An 18,708-nucleotide genomic window follows, 5' to 3' on the forward strand; every position below is an offset into this window, starting at 1 on the left:
TTACTGCTTGTTCTACCTAGGGTCAGCCTATGTCTGGGATTTAACTAAACTCTGGAATGCTGCCCAGCTTACGCACGGCCACCGATACCTCCATGCCCAGGTAGTCGCCCGGGTCGCCAAACCATGAGCCCGACAGGGGGAGAGCCTGGCCGGGGTGACGCGCGATCGCCACCGCAATCAAGTCAAACCCCTCGGTCAGGCGGTTGGTGGGGTCATAGACCAGCCAGCCAGCCCCGGGCAGATACACCTGTAACCAGGCATGGGTCGCCCCGGAGCCGGTCATGCCCACATCGCCCCCATCCAGGGCCGAGTCGTAGAGATAGCCCGACACAAACCGGCAGGCAAACCCCAGCCGCCGCAGGGTTTCGATCATCAGCCAGGCGTAGTCGCGGCAGGTGCCCGACCGCTGTCGCAGGGTTTCCCCCGGTGCTTGGGTGCCTTCCTCCTCCCGCCCTCGGTAGGTGAATGTGTCGCGAATGGTATTCATAATGCGATCGAGCACGTCGCTGGTCACATCCATGTCCCTGGCGACAAAGCCCTTGGCCCAGGCCGCCACCGAGCCATCGGGGTCTTCGGCGTGGGGGCGCAGGTAAACCGCCAGGTCGGTCCATTCGTCGGGCGTATACTGCACCGGTACCTCCTCAGCCCTGGGGTCCAAGGGAAAATTATCAATTCCTTTAGTGCCAAAGTGTTCGCCCCGAAATCGGCAGGTGATCGTCAGCTCCTGGGAGGGTTCAGCCACATCAATCACCGCCACATTATTCGACAGGGTGTCGCTGATCCAGTGCACCTCCGCTGGCACATTGACATCAATGGCATAGCCCAGCAGCCGACCGCTGTAGTTACCCCGGGGCAAAAAAATTGCCCGGTGGGGGCCAAAGGTCACCGGTTTGATGTAGCGATAGCGGGTGACATGCTCAACTTCATAAATGACGGACATGGCGGCAGTTCCAAGATGAAAGACTGTGCTGCTAATGGCTACGGGGGTGGGCTCAACCCAGCGACGACCGAGTATATGGCCCCAGTGATCTGTCGGAGCTGGTCGGGCTCAATAATGTAGGGGGGCATGGTGTAAATCAACCGGCCAAAGGGGCGCAACCATACGCCTTTGGCTACAAACTGAGGCTGCACCACCGCCATATCCACCGGCTCGTGGAGTTCAATCACCCCGATCGCCCCCAACACCCGCACCTCCTTTACCGCTGGCAGCTCGCGACAGGGGGCCAGTTCTTGCTTCAGCTGGGCTTCAATGGCCGATATTTTGGCGGCCCAGTCGTAGCTGGCCAAGATATTTAAATTCTCCAGGGCCACAGCGCAGGCCAGCGGGTTTCCCATAAAGGTTGGCCCATGCATGAAGACACCGGCTTCCCCTTGGGCAAAAGTTTCGCTGATGTGGCAAGTGGTTAAAGTGGCTGCCAGCGACATAAAACCGCCAGTGAGCGCCTTGCCCAGGCAGAGAATATCGGGGCCGATATCGGCGTATTCGCAGGCGAAGAGTTTGCCGGTGCGACCAAAGCCCGTGGCAATTTCATCTAGGATTAACAGCACCCCGTACTGGTCGCAAAGCTGCCGCGCCCGCCGTACATACTCGGGGCTATAGCAGCGCATGCCCCCGGCTCCCTGTACCACAGGCTCAAAAATGGCGGCGGCAATCTCACCCTGGTGGCGCTCTAAGATGGCCGCGAAGCTGGCGATATCGCGCTCCTGCCACACTCCCCCAAAGGGAATTTGCGGCGCATCGGCAAAGTACTGCTCGACCAGACTGTGGCGAAACAGGTGGTGCATCCCGTTGACCGGGTCGCACACTGCCATGGCCGCAAAGGTGTCGCCGTGGTAGCCGTGGCGAATGGTGAGAAAGTGCTGTTTCTGCGGCTCACCCCGGTTGTGCCAGTGCTGAATTGCCAGCTTCATAGCCACTTCCACCGCCACCGACCCCGAATCGCAAAAAAACACTTGCTGTAGCGGCTCGGGCGTCAGCTGCACTAGCTTTTGGGCCAGCTGCACCGCAGGCTGGTGGGTTAGCCCGCCGAACATAACGTGGCTCATGCGCCCCATCTGGGCCTGGGCCGCCTGGTTGAGCCGGGGGTGGTTGTAGCCATGAATGCAGGTCCACCACGACGACATGCCATCGACCAACCGCTCCCCTGTTTCTAACTCCAGGTGAACGCCCTGGGCCGATCGCACGGCAAATACTGGCCCAGTATTGGGCATCGGGGCGTAGGGATGCCACACATGGCGGCGATCTAGCGCCAGCAATTGATCTGTCGGCAACATATCCATAATTACTAGGGTGCATCCGCGCAGCGATGCACTGCTCTGGGGAGAATCTAGCCCAGAAATTTGTTCACGTAGCCCAGATAGGTATCGGGGTCTTCGAGCATGGGAAAGTGCCCCGTATTTTTCACTAAGGCATATTCAATTTTAGGGTTCAAGTCGGCGGCTGCACGCCCCAACTCAGCCGGAGTAATCTGGTCAAATTCCCCCGACACTAGCAGGGTGGGCACCGCAATCTTGGCGAATTCGACCGGCATCACCTCTGTGGCCTGTTTGCTCACCGAGGTAAAAATGGTGCCCAGGGCTGTGGCGTAGTCGGCATTCAAGAAATCTTCCAGGAACGCCGCCTTCTCAGCGGCAGGTATAGGCCGCTTGAGAAAGCGGGCCATAAAAAAGCGCGGTGCCAGTGGAATTTGCCCCAGCCACTTAGGCCGCAACTTCACCACGTAGCCACCAAACCTGTAGAAGGTTTCAAAGGCGGCTTTGTCGTATTCAAAAATGCCGTTACAGGTGAGAATGGCGCGATCGCACCGTTCCCTATACTGGTTCAAAAAGTACACTGCCACCGACGCCCCCATCGAGTGAGCATTGATAGACACCTGCGGCAAATTCAGCGCATCCAGCAGCGCCGCCAGGTCATCGGCATAGGTGTCGAGCTCATAGCCCCGCGCCGCCATCTCATCCTGCTGTTCTGGAGCAATGGTCGATCGCCCAAAGCCGCGCATGTCATACAGTAGGCAGTCGTAGCGATCGCTCAGCGCCATCGCCGTGCTCTGCCAGTAGCGGGCCGATCCGGCCCAGCCGTGGATAAATACCATCACCGGCCTAGTCGCAGCTGAATCACGCGGCGTCTCGGTACCGATCCACTCATAATAGTGGTTGACTTGGTTAATTTCGAGATAGGCCATGGCTAAGCAGACTCAGGCTTAGGCATAGACGACGGGTGTACCAGCAGATCTGCGGTTGAGCGCTGCTCAACCATCTCTCGGGTAATCGCACAACGCTTGAGATCTTTGCGCGAGGGCAGCTCATACATAATGTCGAGCATGAGCTCCTCAATGATGCCCCGTAGAGCCCTGGCCCCAGTCTTGCGGCGGTAGGCTTCCCGAGCGATCGCCCGGAGGGCATCCGACTTAAACTCCAGCTGCACATTGTCCATCCGCATCAGCTTCTGGAACTGTTTCACCAGGGCATTTTTAGGCTCAGTCAGAATCGCCATCAGCGATTCCTCATCTAGGGGCTCTAGCACTGACGTCGCCGGAATCCGACCAATAAACTCAGGAATCAGCCCAAACTTGACCAGGTCGTCGGGTTCTAAATGGCGCAGCACATCGGCGGTGCGCTTTTCGCGCGAGAACTGACCTTCGCCCGGCTGCACAAAGCCAATCGACTTTTTGCCAATCCGCTGCTCAACAATTTTTTCCAGCCCAACAAAAGCGCCGCCGCAGATAAACAAGATATTGCTGGTATCGATCTGAATACAGTCCTGGTAGGGGTGCTTGCGACCACCCTGGGGAGGCACATTGGCCACCGTACCTTCCAGCATCTTCAGCAACGCCTGCTGAACGCCCTCCCCCGAGACATCGCGAGTAATCGAAGGATTTTCGCTCTTGCGGGCAATCTTGTCGATTTCATCGATATAGATAATGCCGCGCTGGGCCTCTTCCACATCTAGGTCGGCCACCTGCAGCAGCCGCAGCAGAATATTTTCGACATCCTCGCCGACGTAGCCGGCCTCAGTCAGGGTGGTGGCATCGGCCACTGCAAAGGGCACATCTAGAATGCGAGCCAGGGTCTGGGCCAGCAAGGTCTTACCGCAGCCCGTGGGGCCGATCAGCAGAATGTTGGACTTTTGCAGCTCAATGACATCCTCCGGGGCCTCGCCTTCATCGCCCTGGAGATAGCTCAGGCGCTTGTAGTGGTTATAGACAGCCACCGACAGCACCTTCTTGGCCTCATTTTGGCCAATCACATGCTCATCTAGATAGGTTTTGATTTCTCGCGGCTTGGGAATCTGGTTGAGGGCAATGGCTGGAGCCGTTCTCGGTCGATCGCCCGGAGGTGTTTCCCGACGCGGTACCGGCTGTGCGATCGCGGTACCCGAGTCAAACAGCTCTTCGTCTAAAATCTCATTGCATAGGTCAACGCACTCGTCACAGATGTAGACCCCCGGCCCCGCAATTAGCTTGCGCACCTGCTCTTGAGATTTGCCGCAAAACGAGCACTTCAAATGGGAGTCGTACTTAGACATAAAATGACCCTAGTTTAGTCCAGTCATCGTGGCAACAGCAGCGAGCGATTGCTGCTCTACAACGTCGTCAATGATGCCGTAATTCTTGGCTTCTGCCGCTGACATATAAAAATCACGCTCGGTATCAGCCTCAATCCGCTCCATGGGTTGCCCGGTATGGTGGGCAATTAGCTCATTGAGACGGCTCTTGTGGTAAAGAATTTCACGTGCCTGAATTTCGATGTCCACGGCTTGTCCCTGGGCACCCCCCAGAGGCTGGTGAATCATGATGCGAGAACTCGGCAGCGATAGGCGCTTACCCTTAGCACCGGCACAGAGCAAAAACGCCCCCATGCTAGCGGCCAGGCCAAAGCAGATGGTCACCACGTCGGGGCGAATTTGCTGCATGGTGTCATAGATAGCCATGCCAGCCGTAACCGAGCCACCAGGAGAGTTGATGTACAGCTGCACGTCTTTTTCAGGTTCCTCGGCATCTAGGTAGAGCAGCTGGGCCACAATTGAATCGGCTACATCATCCATCACCGGCGTGCCCAAAAACACAATCCGCTCCCGTAGCAGGCGCGAATAGATGTCAAAGGCACGCTCCCCGCGGCCTGACTGCTCAACCACAACAGGCAACATGCTGCGAACCTGGCTAGCGTCACTCAAGCTCAAAATAGGACTATTCAAGGGGTTCGATGCAATCATAGTAGGTTTGTGCGAGATTTCAAGGGTTGAAGAGATGGTTTTATCAGCAAATTGCAGGGCGTCATATTATCCAGGCCAGTTAACCACGATCGGATGCGCGGGGAGGTCGTATCAGCCTGCTCGTGAACCGATCGCTAACCTACTCGATATTATGCCCCAAAACTTTAGGTTCACGGGGTAAGCCCATCAATGGTGCGCAGCTATGCCGATAAAACTGAGCCATGGGAGAGTTAACTATCTTCAGCAGACGGATTGCCTTTAGCCTTCGATTTTGGGGTTGGAGCAGGGGCCTCGGCTGCCTCAACCTCAGCTTCCTCAACCTCGGTTGCCTCAACTTCGGTTGCCTCAACTTCAACGGTGTCAGCCCCGGCAGAGGTCTCGACCGCAGCGGCCGCTGCGTCCACGGCCGCAGCTGGGTCTAATGCGGCCTCTGCTTCATCTGCTTGCAAAGTCCCTTCGGGCACCAACTCGATAGTATTGGCCTCCTCAAGCCAGGCCAATATTTTCTCCTGTAGCAGCTCTTCGGTCAGCACCTGGCGCAGGCGATCGGGGTCAACTTGGCTGGGATCTTCGACCTCAGCCATCGCCTCTTTAATTTTTTCCTCCAGCACTGATGCTTCAATTTTGATACCCTCCTGCTTAGCCACTTCGCCCAGGGCTAGGGTACGACGCAGGCGATCGATCGCTTCCGGACGAGTGCGCTGGCGCATGCCATCAATCAGCTCACGGGTCAGCATTTTGTTGACATCAATGCCCTGGCGGCTGAGCTGCATAATGGTTTGGGTGAGTAAAAAGTCCACCTCTTTTTGCACCAGCGTGTTGGGAATTTCAGCCTCCAAATGCTCTACAAGCGCTTCGATCAGCGCTGCATCTTTATTGGCTTTTGTCTTCTCGGCGGCCTCTGCGTCAAACCGCTCTTTAAGAGATGCTTGCAGTTCAGCAATGGTCTCAAACTCACTGATTTCCTGGGCAAACTCGTCGTCTAGATCAGGCAGTTCCTTTTCCTTAATCTCTTTCAGGGTGATAGAGAAAACCGCTGGCTTACCAGCTAGTTCGGCCTGAGTATAGTCGTCTGGGAAGGGAACCTCAACATCTTTCGCCTCATCCAGTGCCATACCGATAATGCCTTCCACAAAGCCGGGGATAAACCGACCTTCCTCCAGCTCCACCTGAAAGTCAGTACCTGAACCACCCTGAAATTCTTCAAACTCGCCGCTTTCAGACTGCACCTTGCCGACGAAATCGATCACGGCTACGTCACCAGCTTGGGCTGGGCGATCCTCAATCGGTACCAGGGTGGCCATGTTGTTTTGATACTGTCCCAGGGTACTTTCGACCCGGTTGGGGTCGGGCAAGATTTCTTCAGCCTGAACTGAGAAACCCGTGTAAGTTTTGAGGGTGACCCGAGGGGGCACGTCAACCGACGCTTGGATGGTAATCGGCTGACCGGGCTCGTACTGGCTGACCAGATCCTCAAAGGAACTCTTCAGCTGATAGTTGCCGATGGCATCAATCTCTTCCTGTTTGATTGCCTTGTCTACGGCATTCTGTACCAGCTCCTCAAGGACTGTTGCCTTAAATTGAGACACGCCAACGCGCTGCAAAAAAACTTGCCGAGGCACCTTGCCCTTGCGAAACCCCGGTATGTTTGCCGTCCGCATCAACTTAGTCAACACTTGGTCGTAAGTTTTTTGAGACAGATCGGCGGGAACTTCAATTTCCAGCCCTACCTGGCTGTCGGGCAGTACTTCCTGGGTAACTTTCATGGGGCCTTTTGCTAAAACTAGACGGCGGCTGCGCATACTCCAAACCAAGCAGAGACAGTTCTAGGGGGTATGCAGAAAAGCAGCAGAGCAACACTACAGGCTGGTTGCCGGCCATTCCCAAACCCTTCCTAACGAACCCTTCCCTAGAGAACTTTTGGCGCAATTAATAAGCATACTCTATCGCTACGGCTTGGCGTTACGGCTTGGTGGCCATTCCTTGGTTTTAGTCCATAATCCTGAGGCTGTAGACCTTGTTTTTGGGGCGTAACGCGATCAGCAAGGCCCGCCCAGCGGGTTCTTTATTATTCCGTCAGGAGTGCCTGAGGTGAAATGTTAGTATCGGTTAATGCTGTTAAAGACTGTACGTAGGTTGAGGTAGTGCCGTGCCGAATGGGTTGAGAGTTGCGGTCATGGGGGCGACTGGGGCCGTAGGGGCAGAGATTTTGGCGCTGTTAGATCAGCGAGCGTTTCCCCTCAAAGACCTAACTTTGTTGGCCTCGCCTCGATCCGCAGGCACTACCTTAACCTTTAAGGGCGAACAGATCCCCGTTCAGGCCATCGGCCCTGACTCCTTCAACAATATTGATCTGGTGCTGGCGTCGGCCGGTGGTTCGGTTTCGTTGAAGTGGTTGCCCAAGGCCGTGGCGGCGGGGGCTGTCTGTATCGATAACTCCAGCGCTTACCGCATGGAGCCCACTGTGCCGCTGGTTGTGCCTGAGGTCAATCCCGAAGCGGCTCAACACCACCAGGGCATTATTGCCAACCCCAACTGCACCACCATTCTCATGGCCTTAGCGCTATGGCCCCTACACCAGGTGCAGCCGATCCAGCGACTGGTGGTGGCTACTTATCAATCGGCTAGCGGGGCTGGGGCCCGGGCGATGGAAGAGGTCAAGCAGCAGGCTCGCGCCATCCTGGCCGGAGAAGACCCCGTGGCAGAGTTGTTTCCCTATCCCCTAGCCTTCAACCTATTCCCCCACAATTCTCCGCTCAACGAGCAGGGCTACTGCCAGGAAGAGATGAAGATGGTCAATGAAACCCGCAAAATTTTTGCTGCGCCGGATCTGAAAGTTTCAGCTACCTGTGTGAGGGTTCCCGTACTGCGGGCTCACTCTGAAGCGGTTAATATTGAGTTTGCTACACCCTTTTCCCCATCGGTGGCCAAGGCATTACTGGCCCGGGCCCCGGGGGTTAAACTGGTTGAAGATTGGGGGCGTAACTATTTTCCGATGCCTTTGGAGGCCAGCGGCCAAGATGATGTGCTGGTAGGGCGCATTCGCCAGGATATTTCTCACCCCAATGGGCTCGAACTATGGCTGAGTGGTGACCAGATCCGCAAGGGGGCTGCTCTCAACGCGGTTCAAATTGCGGAGCTGCTGCTGGTGCCCCAGGCTGTCGGGGTAGGGCTTTAAAAGGACTGGTCGAGGATGAAGCAGCCGAAGACAGGCAGGGTACCTTATATTACTGCGCTATAGTCTTCCCCCCGTGGTAGGGGTTAGGTTGGGCGGTATATGCCTCGATAATCTTCTGGGGGATCTGCCTGCTAGGGGCGAACTTGGTATAATCGCAGAGTCATTTAGTTTTGTAGGACTTAAGGCATTCGGGTGACATATTTTGGCAAAGTGTTAACGGCAATGGTGACGCCATTTTCTAAGGATGGCTCTGTCGATTATGCTGTGGCCGAGCGCCTAGCCGACTATCTAATTACCCATGGCAGTGATGGTTTGGTGGTGTGTGGTACTACCGGTGAGTCGCCTACGCTCAGCTGGGAGGAGGAGTATCAGCTCTATAAGACTGTGCGTGAGGCGGTGGCTGGGCGTGGTAAGGTGCTGGCTGGTACTGGTTCTAATTCTACGTCAGAGGCAATTGAGGCGACCCGTCATGCTTACGACCTAGGAATAGATGGGTCTTTACAGGTTGTGCCCTACTACAACAAGCCTTCCCAGGCGGGGCTTTATCAGCACTTTAGCCAGATTGCAGCGGCGGTGCCTGACCTGCCGATTATGCTCTACAACATTCCAGGGCGTACAGGCTGTGCTTTAGCGGTAGATACCATTGCCCGTCTGGCAGAAATATCGAATATAGTGGCTATTAAGGAGGCTAGTGGAAGTTTAGACCAAGCCAGTCAGATTCGATACCATACTCCCGCTGAGTTTGGTATTTATTCTGGAGATGATTCATTAACGCTGCCAGTGCTTGCCGTCGGCGGCTGCGGGGTGGTTAGTGTTGCCAGCCACCTGGTTGGCCTTCAAATTCAAAAGATGGTGCAGGCCTATGAAGCCGGAGAGACCCGGTTGGCCACCGAGATACATTTGCAGCTGTTGCCTTTATTTAAGGTGCTGTTTGTTGCTACCAATCCGGTTCCGCTCAAGGTGGCGTTAACCCAGCAGGGGTGGGCTGTGGGTGCTGTGCGATCGCCTCTATGCATGCCCGATGAATCTACTAGTCTTGCTATTTCAGATGTGCTTCAGAAACTCTCTGATCAGGGTGTTTTAGCTCAAAGGGTATAGGGTGCTGAGGCGGCTAGCAGCGATCTAGAGAGCATAGCGCCGCGTTCTGAACTGACAACCCCGGATTCCTCGATCTGGATCTTTTAAGACAGGCCGATAACTGCCCCCTAGTTTTCTGACAACTAAATAGCCCGTTTATCCTTTATTCCTGTGTGACCGTTATCTATGGATCTATCTGTATTGTCTATGGCCCTCGCTGCTCGCTCTGTCGATGCCGTGACCTTGACTTGGGTTTCAATTTTTGCTGCTGCTGCTACCGACGGCTAGGGCCTTAACTGTGCTGCCTATCTCTGTGCCAGCTGGTGGGCCTGTTGAGCCCTCCTGCACTTACCGAATACTGGCCATAGGTTGGCGTTAGGCGCTATCTGTTTGTTTCTTTTCCAACTTTCAAGTTTCCAAACGATTGTTTACTGACGAGACTGTTTATGACTTCAAAAACTGACAATAATGCCCTGAAGATTATTCCGCTGGGGGGGCTGCACGAGATCGGCAAGAATACCTGCGTGTTTGAGATCAACGACGAGATTATGCTGCTCGACGCAGGGCTAGCCTTTCCGACTGACGGCATGCACGGGGTCAATATTGTGCTGCCCGATGTGACTTACCTGCGGGAAAACCGCCACAAGATCAAGGGCATGATTGTGACCCATGGCCACGAAGACCACATCGGTGGTATTGCCTTTCACCTCAAGCAGTTTGATATTCCCGTGATCTATGGCCCTCGCTTGGCGATGGCCCTGTTGGAGGGCAAGCTAGATGAGGCGGGCATGAGCGATCGCACCGAACTGCGGCCGGTGCGCCCCCGCGAAACGGTGCGGGTCGGCAACTCATTCCTGGTGGAATATATTCGCAATACCCACTCCATCGCCGATAGTTGTTCGGTGATCATTCATACCCCCGTGGGCATCGTGATTCACACTGGCGACTTTAAGTTTGACCACACCCCCGTTGACGGCGAAACCTTTGACGTTCAAAAGCTGGCAGAGGCTGGCGAGAAGGGCGTGCTGTGCTTGGTCAGCGACTCCACTAACTCTGAAGTACCCGGCCACACTCCTTCAGAGCGATCGGTCTTTCCCAACCTCGATCGCGAGTTTGGCAAGGCCGACGGACGGCTAATTGTCACTACCTTCTCGTCGTCGGTGCACCGGGTCAATATGATTTTGGAACTGGCCCAAAAACACAACCGTAAGGTATTTGTGGTGGGCCGATCGATGCTCAACGTCATTGCCCATGCCCGCGACCTGGGCTATATCAAATGTCCTGAGAGCCTGTTTTTGCCGCTCAAATCCCTCGGCCACACCGCCGATGAGAACGTGCTGATCTTGACCACCGGTTCCCAGGGTGAACCGATGGCGGCCCTGACCCGCATCGCCAACGATTCCCATCGGCAGATCAAGGTTAAGCGTGGCGACACCGTGGTGTTCTCCGCTAACCCTATCCCCGGCAATACCATTTCTGTGGTCAACACCATTGATAAACTGATGATGCGCGGGGCCACGGTGGTCTACGGCAAGGACAAGGGCATTCACGTTTCTGGCCACGGTGCCCAAGAAGACCAGAAGCTGATGTTGGCCTTGACTCGACCCAAGTATTTCTTGCCTGTGCACGGTGAGCATCGGATGCTGGTGAAGCACTCCCAAACCGCGCAGAGTATGGGAGTACCTGCCGACCACATGGTGATTATCAACAATGGCGACATCGTAGAGGTCAATCCTAAGGGCATTCGCATCGCTGGCCAGGTACCGTCAGGAATTGAGCTGGTAGATGCCTCTCGGGTCGGGGTCGTTGGCCGTGATGTGCTGAAAGAACGGCAACAGCTGGCTGAAGACGGTGTGGTGACTATTGCGGCTACCGTAGGCAGCAATGGCAAGCTCTTGGCCGACCCCACTGTGCAAATTCGCGGGGTGGCCCAGTCTATTGCTCCCGAGCGATTTCAGGGCCAGGTGAAACAAATCATCACCCAGGTACTTGCCAATAAAGGTGCTGAGCTAATGGTCAGTGGTAAAAAGGGCCAGTCAGTCATCGATCTAGATGCTCTGAAGGCGGCCCTTGATCAAGACCTGCGCCGCCTCCTGCGCCGCGAACTCGACAAGCGCGATCCGATGCTGATTGTGCTGCTACAGGGTGAGGGGGTCGCGGGCGAGCTCCAAGCCCAGGCAGAACCCAAGCCCAAGGTTGAGTCTAAGCCCAAGGTTGAGTCTAAGCCCAAGGCTGAGTCTAAGCCCAAGGCGAAATCCCAGCCTCAGCCCCAGGCAGCGGTACCCGAACGCCGCACTCGAACTCGGGCTACGGCAGCGTCTGCTTCCTAAGAGCCGATCGCGGTTGAGTTGACGCAATCAAAGGGGCGATCGCAGTGCTAAATTTAGCACTGCGATCGCCCCTTTGATCTATGGTTCGTTGCCGACCAGTGCGAAGCTTAAAGCAACAGAACGCAACATTAGGAGTGCAGTTTCAGCATACCTGTGGTAGAAAGGTAGCCAGCTGAATGCCGCTGCTCCTGCTTGACGCTATAATGCAGTCAGCAGGAGCTAGTGTGCCTGAGCAAAGGCGCATAGCAAATCTCTTAAGCAGCTACACACCCTGAGCGCTGAGTGCTTCTATCAGAATTTTTGTTTAGCTTGTGCGGTTCATCCCAAGCAGATCTAACGTAAATCAGATCCAGTGCAAACAAGAATTCCCAGAGCAACCCAGCTAATCAGATTATCTGTGCATGCCCTTAGGAATTACAGAATCGTTGCGTTCTCGCAATCGGGACTGTTACCCAGCCTTTGCAAATGAGTTTTCCGGTAGCCCGGTGGCGGTGTTGACGTGGCAGGTGAATGGCCAAATCACCCACTCAGGGCGGGAAAAGCAAATTTTATTCGCCCCGGTGAGCGTCGTATGAGGAATTTGGATGCCGAAGCAGATTGTTATTGCTGAGCAGAATCGGATCGCTGCGGTTTTTTCTGAAGATCAGATTCAAGAGCTAATTGTAGCTACTGGTAGCCACCAGGTGAGCGACATTTATGTAGGCACGGTAGAAAACGTGCTTCCTGGTATAGATGCGGCCTTCGTCAACATTGGCGACAGTGAGCGCAACGGCTTTATGCATGTCACTGACCTGGGCCCCCTCAAGCTCAAACGCAGTGCTGGCTCCATCACCGAGCTGGTGGTGCCCCAGCAGAAGGTGCTGGTGCAGATTATGAAGGAGCCCACCGGCAACAAAGGGCCACGGCTAACCGGCAATATTAGTCTCCCAGGACGCTACCTGGTGCTGATGCCCTCTGGCCGTGGGGTGAATTTGTCGCGGCGCATTCGCAGCGAGAGCGAACGCAATCGACTGCGGGCCCTGGCTATTTTGATCAAGCCTGCGGGGATGGGGCTGCTGGTGCGTACCGAGGCCGAAGGCATTAGCGAAAACGCCATCATTGAGGACTTAGAAACTCTGCAAAAGCAGTGGGAGAGTATTCAACAGCAGGCCATGGGTACGCGCCCCCCGGCACTGCTGAACCGTGACGATGACTTTATTCAGCGGGTGTTGCGCGATGCTTACAACGCCGATGTCAATCGGATTGTAACTGACTCCAGCACCGGCATGAAGCGGGTGAAGCAGCACCTAGCTAACTGGAGCGATGGCCAGGTGCCCGCCGGGGTACTGATTGACCACCACCGCGATCGCACCCCTATTCTCGAATATTTCCGAGTCAATGCGGCTATTCGTGAGGCCCTGAAGCCCAGGGTCGATCTCCCCTCCGGTGGTTACATTATTATCGAGCGTACAGAGGCGTTGACCGTAATTGACGTCAACTCTGGGTCCTTCACTCGTTCGGCCACCGCTCGTGAGACCGTGCTGTGGACTAACTGTGAAGCCGCTGCCGAGATTGCCCGCCAGCTGCGCCTGCGCAATATTGCCGGGGTCATCGTGGTTGACTTCATCGATATGGATTCGCGGCGCGACAAGCTACAGGTACTCGAGCACTTCAATAAGGCATTGCGCTCCGACAAGGCGCGGCCTCAGATTTCGCAGCTGTCTGAGCTGGGCTTAGTGGAGTTAACCCGCAAGCGCCAGGGTCAAAATATTTATGAACTGTTTGGTCGCCCCTGCCCCACCTGTGGCGGTCTGGGGCATTTGGTGCATCTACCCGGTGATGCAGCTGGAGAGAATAGTGGCGATACCCCCCGGGCGCTGGTTGCTGGCGGCAGCGCTACCCCTCAACTGGCACCAGCCCTAGGGGATGGCGATAGCCTAGACGGTCGGGCTGACTTGCAAGAGCTCGATCTGATCAACCACCCTAGCTATCAAGATAAATCGGGACGCGGCGGCAATCGTCGTCGTCGTCGCCGAGACCCCTTACCCAGTCGGAGTAATGGTAAAGAGCCACCCGTTGTCAAAGACAATGGGGCCAGCTCGGGTGAGTTCAGGGAGCAGCCCGCTGAGTCTACGGCACCAGTACTCGCCAGCAAGACCGAAGACGACAAGCCCGCTACCCGGGGGCGGGGACGAGCCGGAGGCCGGAGCGATGGGCAAGGCGAGACGTCTCGGGGGCGTAAGCCCGCCGCCGCCCCTCAGGTGATCACCGTTGAGATGACCCCTGATGAGCAGCGTATTTACGCCATGATGGGCATCTCACCCACGGTACTCTCGACCGAAACGGTGGTCGATCCTCGCAATGTAACGGTGTCAGTGGTACTGCCGGGGCAAGCTCCGCCAGCGCTTGTGGCGGCAGGGGCAGCCGAGGCAGAACTGGAGGAAACTCCGGCAGAAACTCCGGCAGTAGCGCTTGTTGAACCCGAGGTTCCTGCGCCTAAAGCCGCCTCGAGTCGCACTGTGCGCACTCGCTCAGCTGGCGCTAAGACCAAAGATGTTGATGTTGCCGTCCCTGAGGCTGCTCCAGAGCCCGTAGCCGAGCCGAGCCCAACTGAGGCCCCAGACCCGGTCGAAGCTATCGCCGATGCCGAGGCTGCTGGCACTGTCCGTCGCCGTCGCCGTCGCCGTTCCGCCTCTGCCGGTGACGGCGACGAGTAGGCCAGCGAGAGGCCCCAGTCATGGGTTTAACCGCTGCTCCAGCAGCTAGAATTGCCGGCATAGACGAAGTCGGACGTGGATGTCTATTTGGGCCTGTCGTTTCAGCGGCGGTCGTCTTGTCTCCTCAAGGCTGCGACCAGCTGGCGGATCTGGGCGTGACTGACAGCAAGCGCCTCAGCGAGAGCCGTCGTGAGGGTTTAGTGACCCCTATTCAAACCCTGGCCATTGACTACGCTCTCGGGCTGGCTACGGTTCACGATATCGAACGCTTAAACATTTTGTACGCCAGCCTGCTGTCAATGCGACGGGCATTAGGGCGGTTGTCTGAGCCGCCCGATCTATGTTTGGTGGATGGTAACCAGCCTATTCCTAACCTAGCCTTGCCCCAGAGAACAGTCGTGCAGGGCGATCGCAAGCATATTGAAATTGCTGCCGCCAGCATTTTGGCTAAGGTATGGCGCGATCGCTTGATGGCACGTCTCGATCGCCGTTACCCCGGCTACCATCTAGCCCGTAATAAAGGCTACGGTAGTGCTGCCCATCGATTGGCCCTACAAACCTTAGGCCCTACTGCCCAGCACCGTCGCTCATTTAAGGGATGTCGTTAGAGCCAGTGCTCGCCCCTAGCGCTGCGAATTGGCTAGCGTAGATTCCCATAGGCCTCGGTTGTTTGCTATGCTATAGCACTGAATGCGGATGTGGCGGAATTGGTAGACGCGCTAGATTTAGGTTCTAGTGTCTTCGGACGTGAAGGTTCAAGTCCTTTCATCCGCATCATTTTGAATCCTGAGCGGAATGTTTTTTAGGGGCCTGAGAAAATGGCTTCTTCAAGGTCTTGGCGACTCAGGGAATATTTAAACACTCGCTGCACGTCCTTGCCGTCGGCGCCAGCGCCGATGTAGCGCACCATAATACAGTCTGTTTCCATGACGATATCGGCTTCCCAGCCGGGGCGCATTGTGTGCCAGCAGTGCATTTCTCCGCTATTTTGGGTGCAGCCTTGCTGACGTAGCCAGGCTTCGATATCGGGTAGAGGGTGGTTATAGAGGGGGGTCGTTGCTGAAGGCAGAGCCATAGGAATCATCCATGTCCAAGATAGAGTGTCGGCATACCGTAGCAGAACTGGCGCGGCAAGGGGGTATGTTCTCCCCTCAGCATCTGAAACAGATGTCTAGAGCCAGGTTGGCGACGATGGTAGCGAAGGCGTAGGTGCTGCTGGTGTAGGTGCTACTGGCAATGGCGGGGCCGCTGCTGGAAGACCCTCTGGAGCAGTCTCTACCCCCGATCGGCTGAGGCTATCGGTTGGGGCAGACCCAGCCACTGGGGTCACGGTTTCATAGTCATCTATTTCTCGATCAGCCGCATAGTCTCCTCGGGTTAGCCCTACCGTAACCACTAAGGCCAAGCAAGCCACAAAGGTTAACCCCAAGATAAATAACGCAAAGATCTCTCCAGCGGAGAGGGGGCGATCGGTAGGGTCGAGATACATGTTAGCGGGTTCGCGCCGCTGGGGAGTCGCTTGCTGGTTGAGAGCCTCTAAAGGCTGCATCACTGAAATGCGTGAGTAGCCTACCTGCTGGTCATAGGTCCAACGGCGATCGGGGCTGCTGAGAATAGCGTAGGCTTCATTCAGTTGCTGAAACCTTTCAGTTGCTTCGGCAGCGGGCAACTCGGTGGTGTCGGGATGGTAGAGCTTGCTCAGATCGCGAAAGGCACGCCGAATCTGCTGGGGGCTCGCCGTTGGCTTAACGCCCAGTTGGTCATAATGGGTTTTAGATCTGGAGTAAGCGTTAGACATAGCATCTCACGGACAGCGCAAGTGGCAACAGGGACGGTGTAGATAGCCGTCTTTAGCTTAGGGCCAGTTCCCAGCTTTCGGTCGATCGAGTCAGGCGAATCTGAGCCAGCGTGAACACAACCGGAATGACGCGGCTGTAGTTAGTGGCCACGGCACGCCAGCCCAAATCAGCTAAGAACCAGCCCCACAGAGCCGGCCCCAACACCGAAAACACGGCTCGAGTGGCCCCATAGCGAGCCGCACTGGCCGCTACCCCTCGCGAGGCCATACCCAGAGCAAAGCGCTGGTGAATCTGAGCGACAACGGTGCCGCCCCCTTTGACCATAGCCTGCCGGGCCACCTCATAACGGGCCACCTGAAAGGCCATTTGTCGGGTAATCTGCTGCAACAGCCAGGGCCGCACCATGGCGCTGACCGCAACAGCAGTGCTGCCCTTAGCCAACAGTGCCAGAGGATTAGCCTGGAGGGACAAGGGCAGGGCTTGAAACTGCTCAAAATCCGTTAAGGACCGAGTGAGAGATTGCTGTAGGCGATCGCGCTCTACCTTAGGCAGCTTCTTCAGGTTGCTGCGCAACAGATGCAAAAACACCTCAGCTTCTAAATCTTCGGTAGACCAGGCCGTGGCATAGGGCAGCTTGAGGTACCGACATACCTGAATCAGTGCTTGGCGATAGGTGACTCGCTGGCTCTGGCCATGAATAACGGTTAGCCCGTCTGCCGCTAAAAATCGAAAACGTTGCTCCAGCCGATTTAGCCACTGCTGTCGACTACCGCTTTGCACCACCAGCAGATCAGCGTTTTGCAAATAGTCAAACGGGTTAAATCGAGGCCGAAACAGAATCTCCGTTAACGCCTGAAGTTCTTCGTCTGTTGCTAGCTCCAGGGCAGACCGTAGCTCATCCACCAGGCGTCACCGCTTAAAAACTGTCTTACATTTTTACACAATTCCCCAAGATAGGATGTTGAGCAACGACTACATGACAAAATGCAGGGAGCAACAGTGGTAGAAGATGTCGTGGTGATTGGGGCCGGGCTCAGCGGGCTGACGGCCGCTCGGCAATTACACCAAAGGGGCTATCGGGTGCGGGTGGTCGATAAGTCTCGGGGGCTGGGGGGGCGCCTGGCAGCCCGCCGTCGGGGCTCTACGGTCATAGACCATGGCTGTCGCTATCTAACCCCCTTTATCGATGAGTCGTTTAGCCCCATTGCCCAGCTGTTAGCAGCGGGTGTGCTGCAGCTCTGGCAACCCGACGCCTTTACCCTGGGGGCTGAGGGGGCGCTAACGGCAGCACATCCAAAGACACTCTATAGGGCAACCGAGGGAATGAGTTCAGTAGCGAAAGCTTTGGCAGGAGACCTAACTATCCAGCGTTCCTGGCGAGCTACAGCTTTAACCCCATGGGCTCGGGGCTGGCGTATTACAGGCGAGAGAACCACCTCAGATAACCAGGCCGAGCCTCAAGCCCTGGAGGCCAAGGCAATCGTTTTGGCCATCCCTGCGCCCTAGGCTGTGGCTTTGCTGGAGACAGCGGCGCAGCAGGATGATGTGATCAAGGCTATGGTGCAACAGCTTCAAGCGGTGACATTTGAGGCTGTGGTGACCGTTATGGCAGGGTACGACCCCATACAACCGACCCTCTTAACGGGTCAGACCGGAAAAAATGGCTGGATGGTGGATGGCGCCGAATCCTCGCCACTGCGCTGGGTGGCCTTAGATAGCAGCAAACGAACCGACCCTCAAGAGCCGGTGGTCGTGCTCCATAGCAGTGCAGCGTTTGCATCTAAAGTAATCGATCACGCTGAGCCAGCGGCCACAGGGCGAGAGCTGCTCATGAAAGCGGCCCAGAACCTGGCACCGTGGTTGAACAACCCCGCCTGGATGCAGGTGCATCGATGGCGCTATGGCTTTGTTAGCCAATCGCTGGCTCAACCCCTGCTGCATCATCCAGAATTACCCACTTTAGTCGGCTGCGGCGATTGGTGCCAGGGCGGAAATGTAGAAGGTGCGATCGCGTCGGGATATAGAGCGGCGGCTACCCTGGCCCAAATCTTGCCCTAGCGACAGCGACTGGTACAAGACTAGGAGCTACTGTTGTTGGAGTAGTCGCTGCTCTCTTTCTCGTCAGTGTTTTCTTCGTCAGTAGCGCCAGTGTTGTTGCGGCGGAAGAAGCGCTGGTTGCCGGAGCGCTTCTTGCGAAACTTGCGAGCGTAGGCTTGGTTTCGTAATGCTTTTTCTTTTTTTGGATTACGACGCTTAGACATTCAATATCCTCAGACAATAGGGCAGGTGTGAGCAACAAACTAAAAAATGGCGGTTTAAGCAGGGGAAGGTTTTCCGCGGCTAATGCAGGCATTCTCTGCCCGTCCATTGGTCGCAGCCATTGCAGGAATTACCCCAGCCAAACACTCTGCCCGCA

17 protein-coding genes and 1 tRNA gene are annotated in these 18,708 nt (G+C 56.0%); 8 read left to right on the forward strand and 10 right to left on the reverse strand.

Translation table 11 applies throughout. The annotated features are described in order from the left end of the window. Positions 1 to 40: 40 nt before the first annotated feature. From IQ254_RS01870 to tig, 6 genes are all read right to left on the reverse strand, one after another. Entirely contained in the window at positions 41 to 940 is a 900-nt protein-coding gene (locus IQ254_RS01870; protein WP_193963748.1) for a transglutaminase family protein, read from the reverse strand. Between the two features lie 38 nt (positions 941 to 978). Beyond that, positions 979 to 2,280, reverse strand: a complete 1,302-nt coding sequence (gene bioA / locus IQ254_RS01875; protein ID WP_193963750.1) for an adenosylmethionine--8-amino-7-oxononanoate transaminase — start codon at positions 2,278 to 2,280, stop codon at positions 979 to 981. A gap of 47 nt (positions 2,281 to 2,327) precedes the next feature. Beyond that, positions 2,328 to 3,182, reverse strand: coding sequence for an alpha/beta fold hydrolase (locus IQ254_RS01880; RefSeq protein WP_193963751.1), 855 nt, complete (start codon positions 3,180 to 3,182; stop codon positions 2,328 to 2,330). Positions 3,183 to 3,184: 2 nt separating this feature from the next. Continuing rightward, a complete protein-coding gene (clpX, locus tag IQ254_RS01885) occupies positions 3,185 to 4,525 on the reverse strand; it encodes an ATP-dependent protease ATP-binding subunit ClpX (protein ID WP_193963753.1) in 1,341 nt (446 codons plus the stop codon). Positions 4,526 to 4,534: 9 nt separating this feature from the next. Further along, positions 4,535 to 5,212: an ATP-dependent Clp endopeptidase proteolytic subunit ClpP gene (gene clpP / locus IQ254_RS01890; RefSeq protein WP_255526931.1), complete on the reverse strand. Its 678-nt coding sequence runs from the start codon at positions 5,210 to 5,212 to the stop codon at positions 4,535 to 4,537. A 230-nt stretch (positions 5,213 to 5,442) separates the two neighbouring features. Continuing rightward, positions 5,443 to 6,978: a trigger factor gene (gene tig, locus IQ254_RS01895; protein ID WP_193963755.1), complete on the reverse strand. Its 1,536-nt coding sequence runs from the start codon at positions 6,976 to 6,978 to the stop codon at positions 5,443 to 5,445. Positions 6,979 to 7,361: 383 nt separating this feature from the next. Between tig and IQ254_RS01900 the strand changes: the two genes are divergently transcribed. The 6 genes from IQ254_RS01900 to IQ254_RS01925 all read left to right on the forward strand — a co-directional run bounded on the left by IQ254_RS01900 (position 7,362) and on the right by IQ254_RS01925 (position 15,267). Next, the gene (locus IQ254_RS01900; protein ID WP_193963757.1) at positions 7,362 to 8,390 is read left to right on the forward strand and encodes an aspartate-semialdehyde dehydrogenase; all 1,029 of its coding nucleotides are present in this window, start codon (positions 7,362 to 7,364) and stop codon (positions 8,388 to 8,390) included. A 192-nt stretch (positions 8,391 to 8,582) separates the two neighbouring features. Continuing rightward, positions 8,583 to 9,488, forward strand: coding sequence for a 4-hydroxy-tetrahydrodipicolinate synthase (dapA, locus tag IQ254_RS01905; protein WP_193963765.1), 906 nt, complete (start codon positions 8,583 to 8,585; stop codon positions 9,486 to 9,488). A gap of 425 nt (positions 9,489 to 9,913) precedes the next feature. Then, a complete protein-coding gene (locus IQ254_RS01910; protein WP_193963772.1) occupies positions 9,914 to 11,797 on the forward strand; it encodes a ribonuclease J in 1,884 nt (627 codons plus the stop codon). A 584-nt stretch (positions 11,798 to 12,381) separates the two neighbouring features. Beyond that, entirely contained in the window at positions 12,382 to 14,493 is a 2,112-nt protein-coding gene (locus IQ254_RS01915) for an Rne/Rng family ribonuclease (RefSeq protein WP_193963774.1), read from the forward strand. Between the two features lie 20 nt (positions 14,494 to 14,513). Further along, the gene (locus IQ254_RS01920) at positions 14,514 to 15,101 is read left to right on the forward strand and encodes a ribonuclease HII (protein ID WP_193963776.1); all 588 of its coding nucleotides are present in this window, start codon (positions 14,514 to 14,516) and stop codon (positions 15,099 to 15,101) included. A gap of 84 nt (positions 15,102 to 15,185) precedes the next feature. Beyond that, a tRNA-Leu gene (locus IQ254_RS01925) sits at positions 15,186 to 15,267 on the forward strand. 28 nt (positions 15,268 to 15,295) lie between these two features. On the opposite strand, the gene IQ254_RS01930 is transcribed toward IQ254_RS01925, so the two are convergent. From IQ254_RS01930 to IQ254_RS01940, 3 genes are all read right to left on the reverse strand, one after another. Further along, entirely contained in the window at positions 15,296 to 15,568 is a 273-nt protein-coding gene (locus IQ254_RS01930; RefSeq protein ID WP_193963778.1) for a DUF3143 domain-containing protein, read from the reverse strand. 96 nt (positions 15,569 to 15,664) lie between these two features. Further along, the gene (locus IQ254_RS01935) at positions 15,665 to 16,291 is read right to left on the reverse strand and encodes a J domain-containing protein (protein WP_193963779.1); all 627 of its coding nucleotides are present in this window, start codon (positions 16,289 to 16,291) and stop codon (positions 15,665 to 15,667) included. A 52-nt stretch (positions 16,292 to 16,343) separates the two neighbouring features. Continuing rightward, positions 16,344 to 17,195 carry a YaaW family protein gene (locus IQ254_RS01940; RefSeq protein WP_193963781.1) on the reverse strand — a complete coding sequence of 284 codons (852 nt, stop codon included), beginning with the start codon at positions 17,193 to 17,195 and terminating at the stop codon, positions 16,344 to 16,346. Positions 17,196 to 17,276: 81 nt separating this feature from the next. Between IQ254_RS01940 and IQ254_RS01945 the strand changes: the two genes are divergently transcribed. Together IQ254_RS01945 and IQ254_RS01950 are read left to right on the forward strand one after the other, a co-directional pair. Then, positions 17,277 to 17,798 (forward strand): FAD-dependent oxidoreductase, encoded by a 522-nt coding sequence (locus tag IQ254_RS01945; RefSeq protein WP_193963783.1) that lies wholly within the window; start codon positions 17,277 to 17,279, stop codon positions 17,796 to 17,798. A gap of 3 nt (positions 17,799 to 17,801) precedes the next feature. Further along, positions 17,802 to 18,350, forward strand: coding sequence for an FAD-dependent oxidoreductase (locus IQ254_RS01950; RefSeq protein WP_193963791.1), 549 nt, complete (start codon positions 17,802 to 17,804; stop codon positions 18,348 to 18,350). A 20-nt stretch (positions 18,351 to 18,370) separates the two neighbouring features. Here the strand turns inward: IQ254_RS01950 and IQ254_RS01955 are convergent, their stop codons facing one another. Beyond that, the gene (locus IQ254_RS01955; RefSeq protein ID WP_193963793.1) at positions 18,371 to 18,553 is read right to left on the reverse strand and encodes a hypothetical protein; all 183 of its coding nucleotides are present in this window, start codon (positions 18,551 to 18,553) and stop codon (positions 18,371 to 18,373) included. Positions 18,554 to 18,708 lie beyond the last annotated feature (155 nt).

The organism is Nodosilinea sp. LEGE 07088 (assembly GCF_015207395.1).
GTDB lineage: Bacteria > Cyanobacteriota > Cyanobacteriia > Phormidesmidales > Phormidesmidaceae > Nodosilinea.

Coding starts and splice junctions, on each gene's coding strand:
- IQ254_RS01955 (WP_193963793.1), bottom strand. CDS start 18,553: ATGTCTAAGCGTCGTAATCCAAAAAAAGAAAAAGCATTACGAAACCAA.
- IQ254_RS01945 (WP_193963783.1), top strand. CDS start 17,277: ATGCAGGGAGCAACAGTGGTAGAAGATGTCGTGGTGATTGGGGCCGGG.
- bioA (WP_193963750.1), bottom strand. CDS start 2,280: ATGGATATGTTGCCGACAGATCAATTGCTGGCGCTAGATCGCCGCCAT.
- tig (WP_193963755.1), bottom strand. CDS start 6,978: ATGAAAGTTACCCAGGAAGTACTGCCCGACAGCCAGGTAGGGCTGGAA.
- IQ254_RS01915 (WP_193963774.1), top strand. CDS start 12,382: ATGCCGAAGCAGATTGTTATTGCTGAGCAGAATCGGATCGCTGCGGTT.
- IQ254_RS01870 (WP_193963748.1), bottom strand. CDS start 940: ATGTCCGTCATTTATGAAGTTGAGCATGTCACCCGCTATCGCTACATC.
- IQ254_RS01910 (WP_193963772.1), top strand. CDS start 9,914: ATGACTTCAAAAACTGACAATAATGCCCTGAAGATTATTCCGCTGGGG.
- IQ254_RS01880 (WP_193963751.1), bottom strand. CDS start 3,182: ATGGCCTATCTCGAAATTAACCAAGTCAACCACTATTATGAGTGGATC.
- IQ254_RS01920 (WP_193963776.1), top strand. CDS start 14,514: ATGGGTTTAACCGCTGCTCCAGCAGCTAGAATTGCCGGCATAGACGAA.
- IQ254_RS01935 (WP_193963779.1), bottom strand. CDS start 16,291: ATGTCTAACGCTTACTCCAGATCTAAAACCCATTATGACCAACTGGGC.
- clpP (WP_255526931.1), bottom strand. CDS start 5,212: ATGATTGCATCGAACCCCTTGAATAGTCCTATTTTGAGCTTGAGTGAC.
- IQ254_RS01930 (WP_193963778.1), bottom strand. CDS start 15,568: ATGGCTCTGCCTTCAGCAACGACCCCCCTCTATAACCACCCTCTACCC.
- clpX (WP_193963753.1), bottom strand. CDS start 4,525: ATGTCTAAGTACGACTCCCATTTGAAGTGCTCGTTTTGCGGCAAATCT.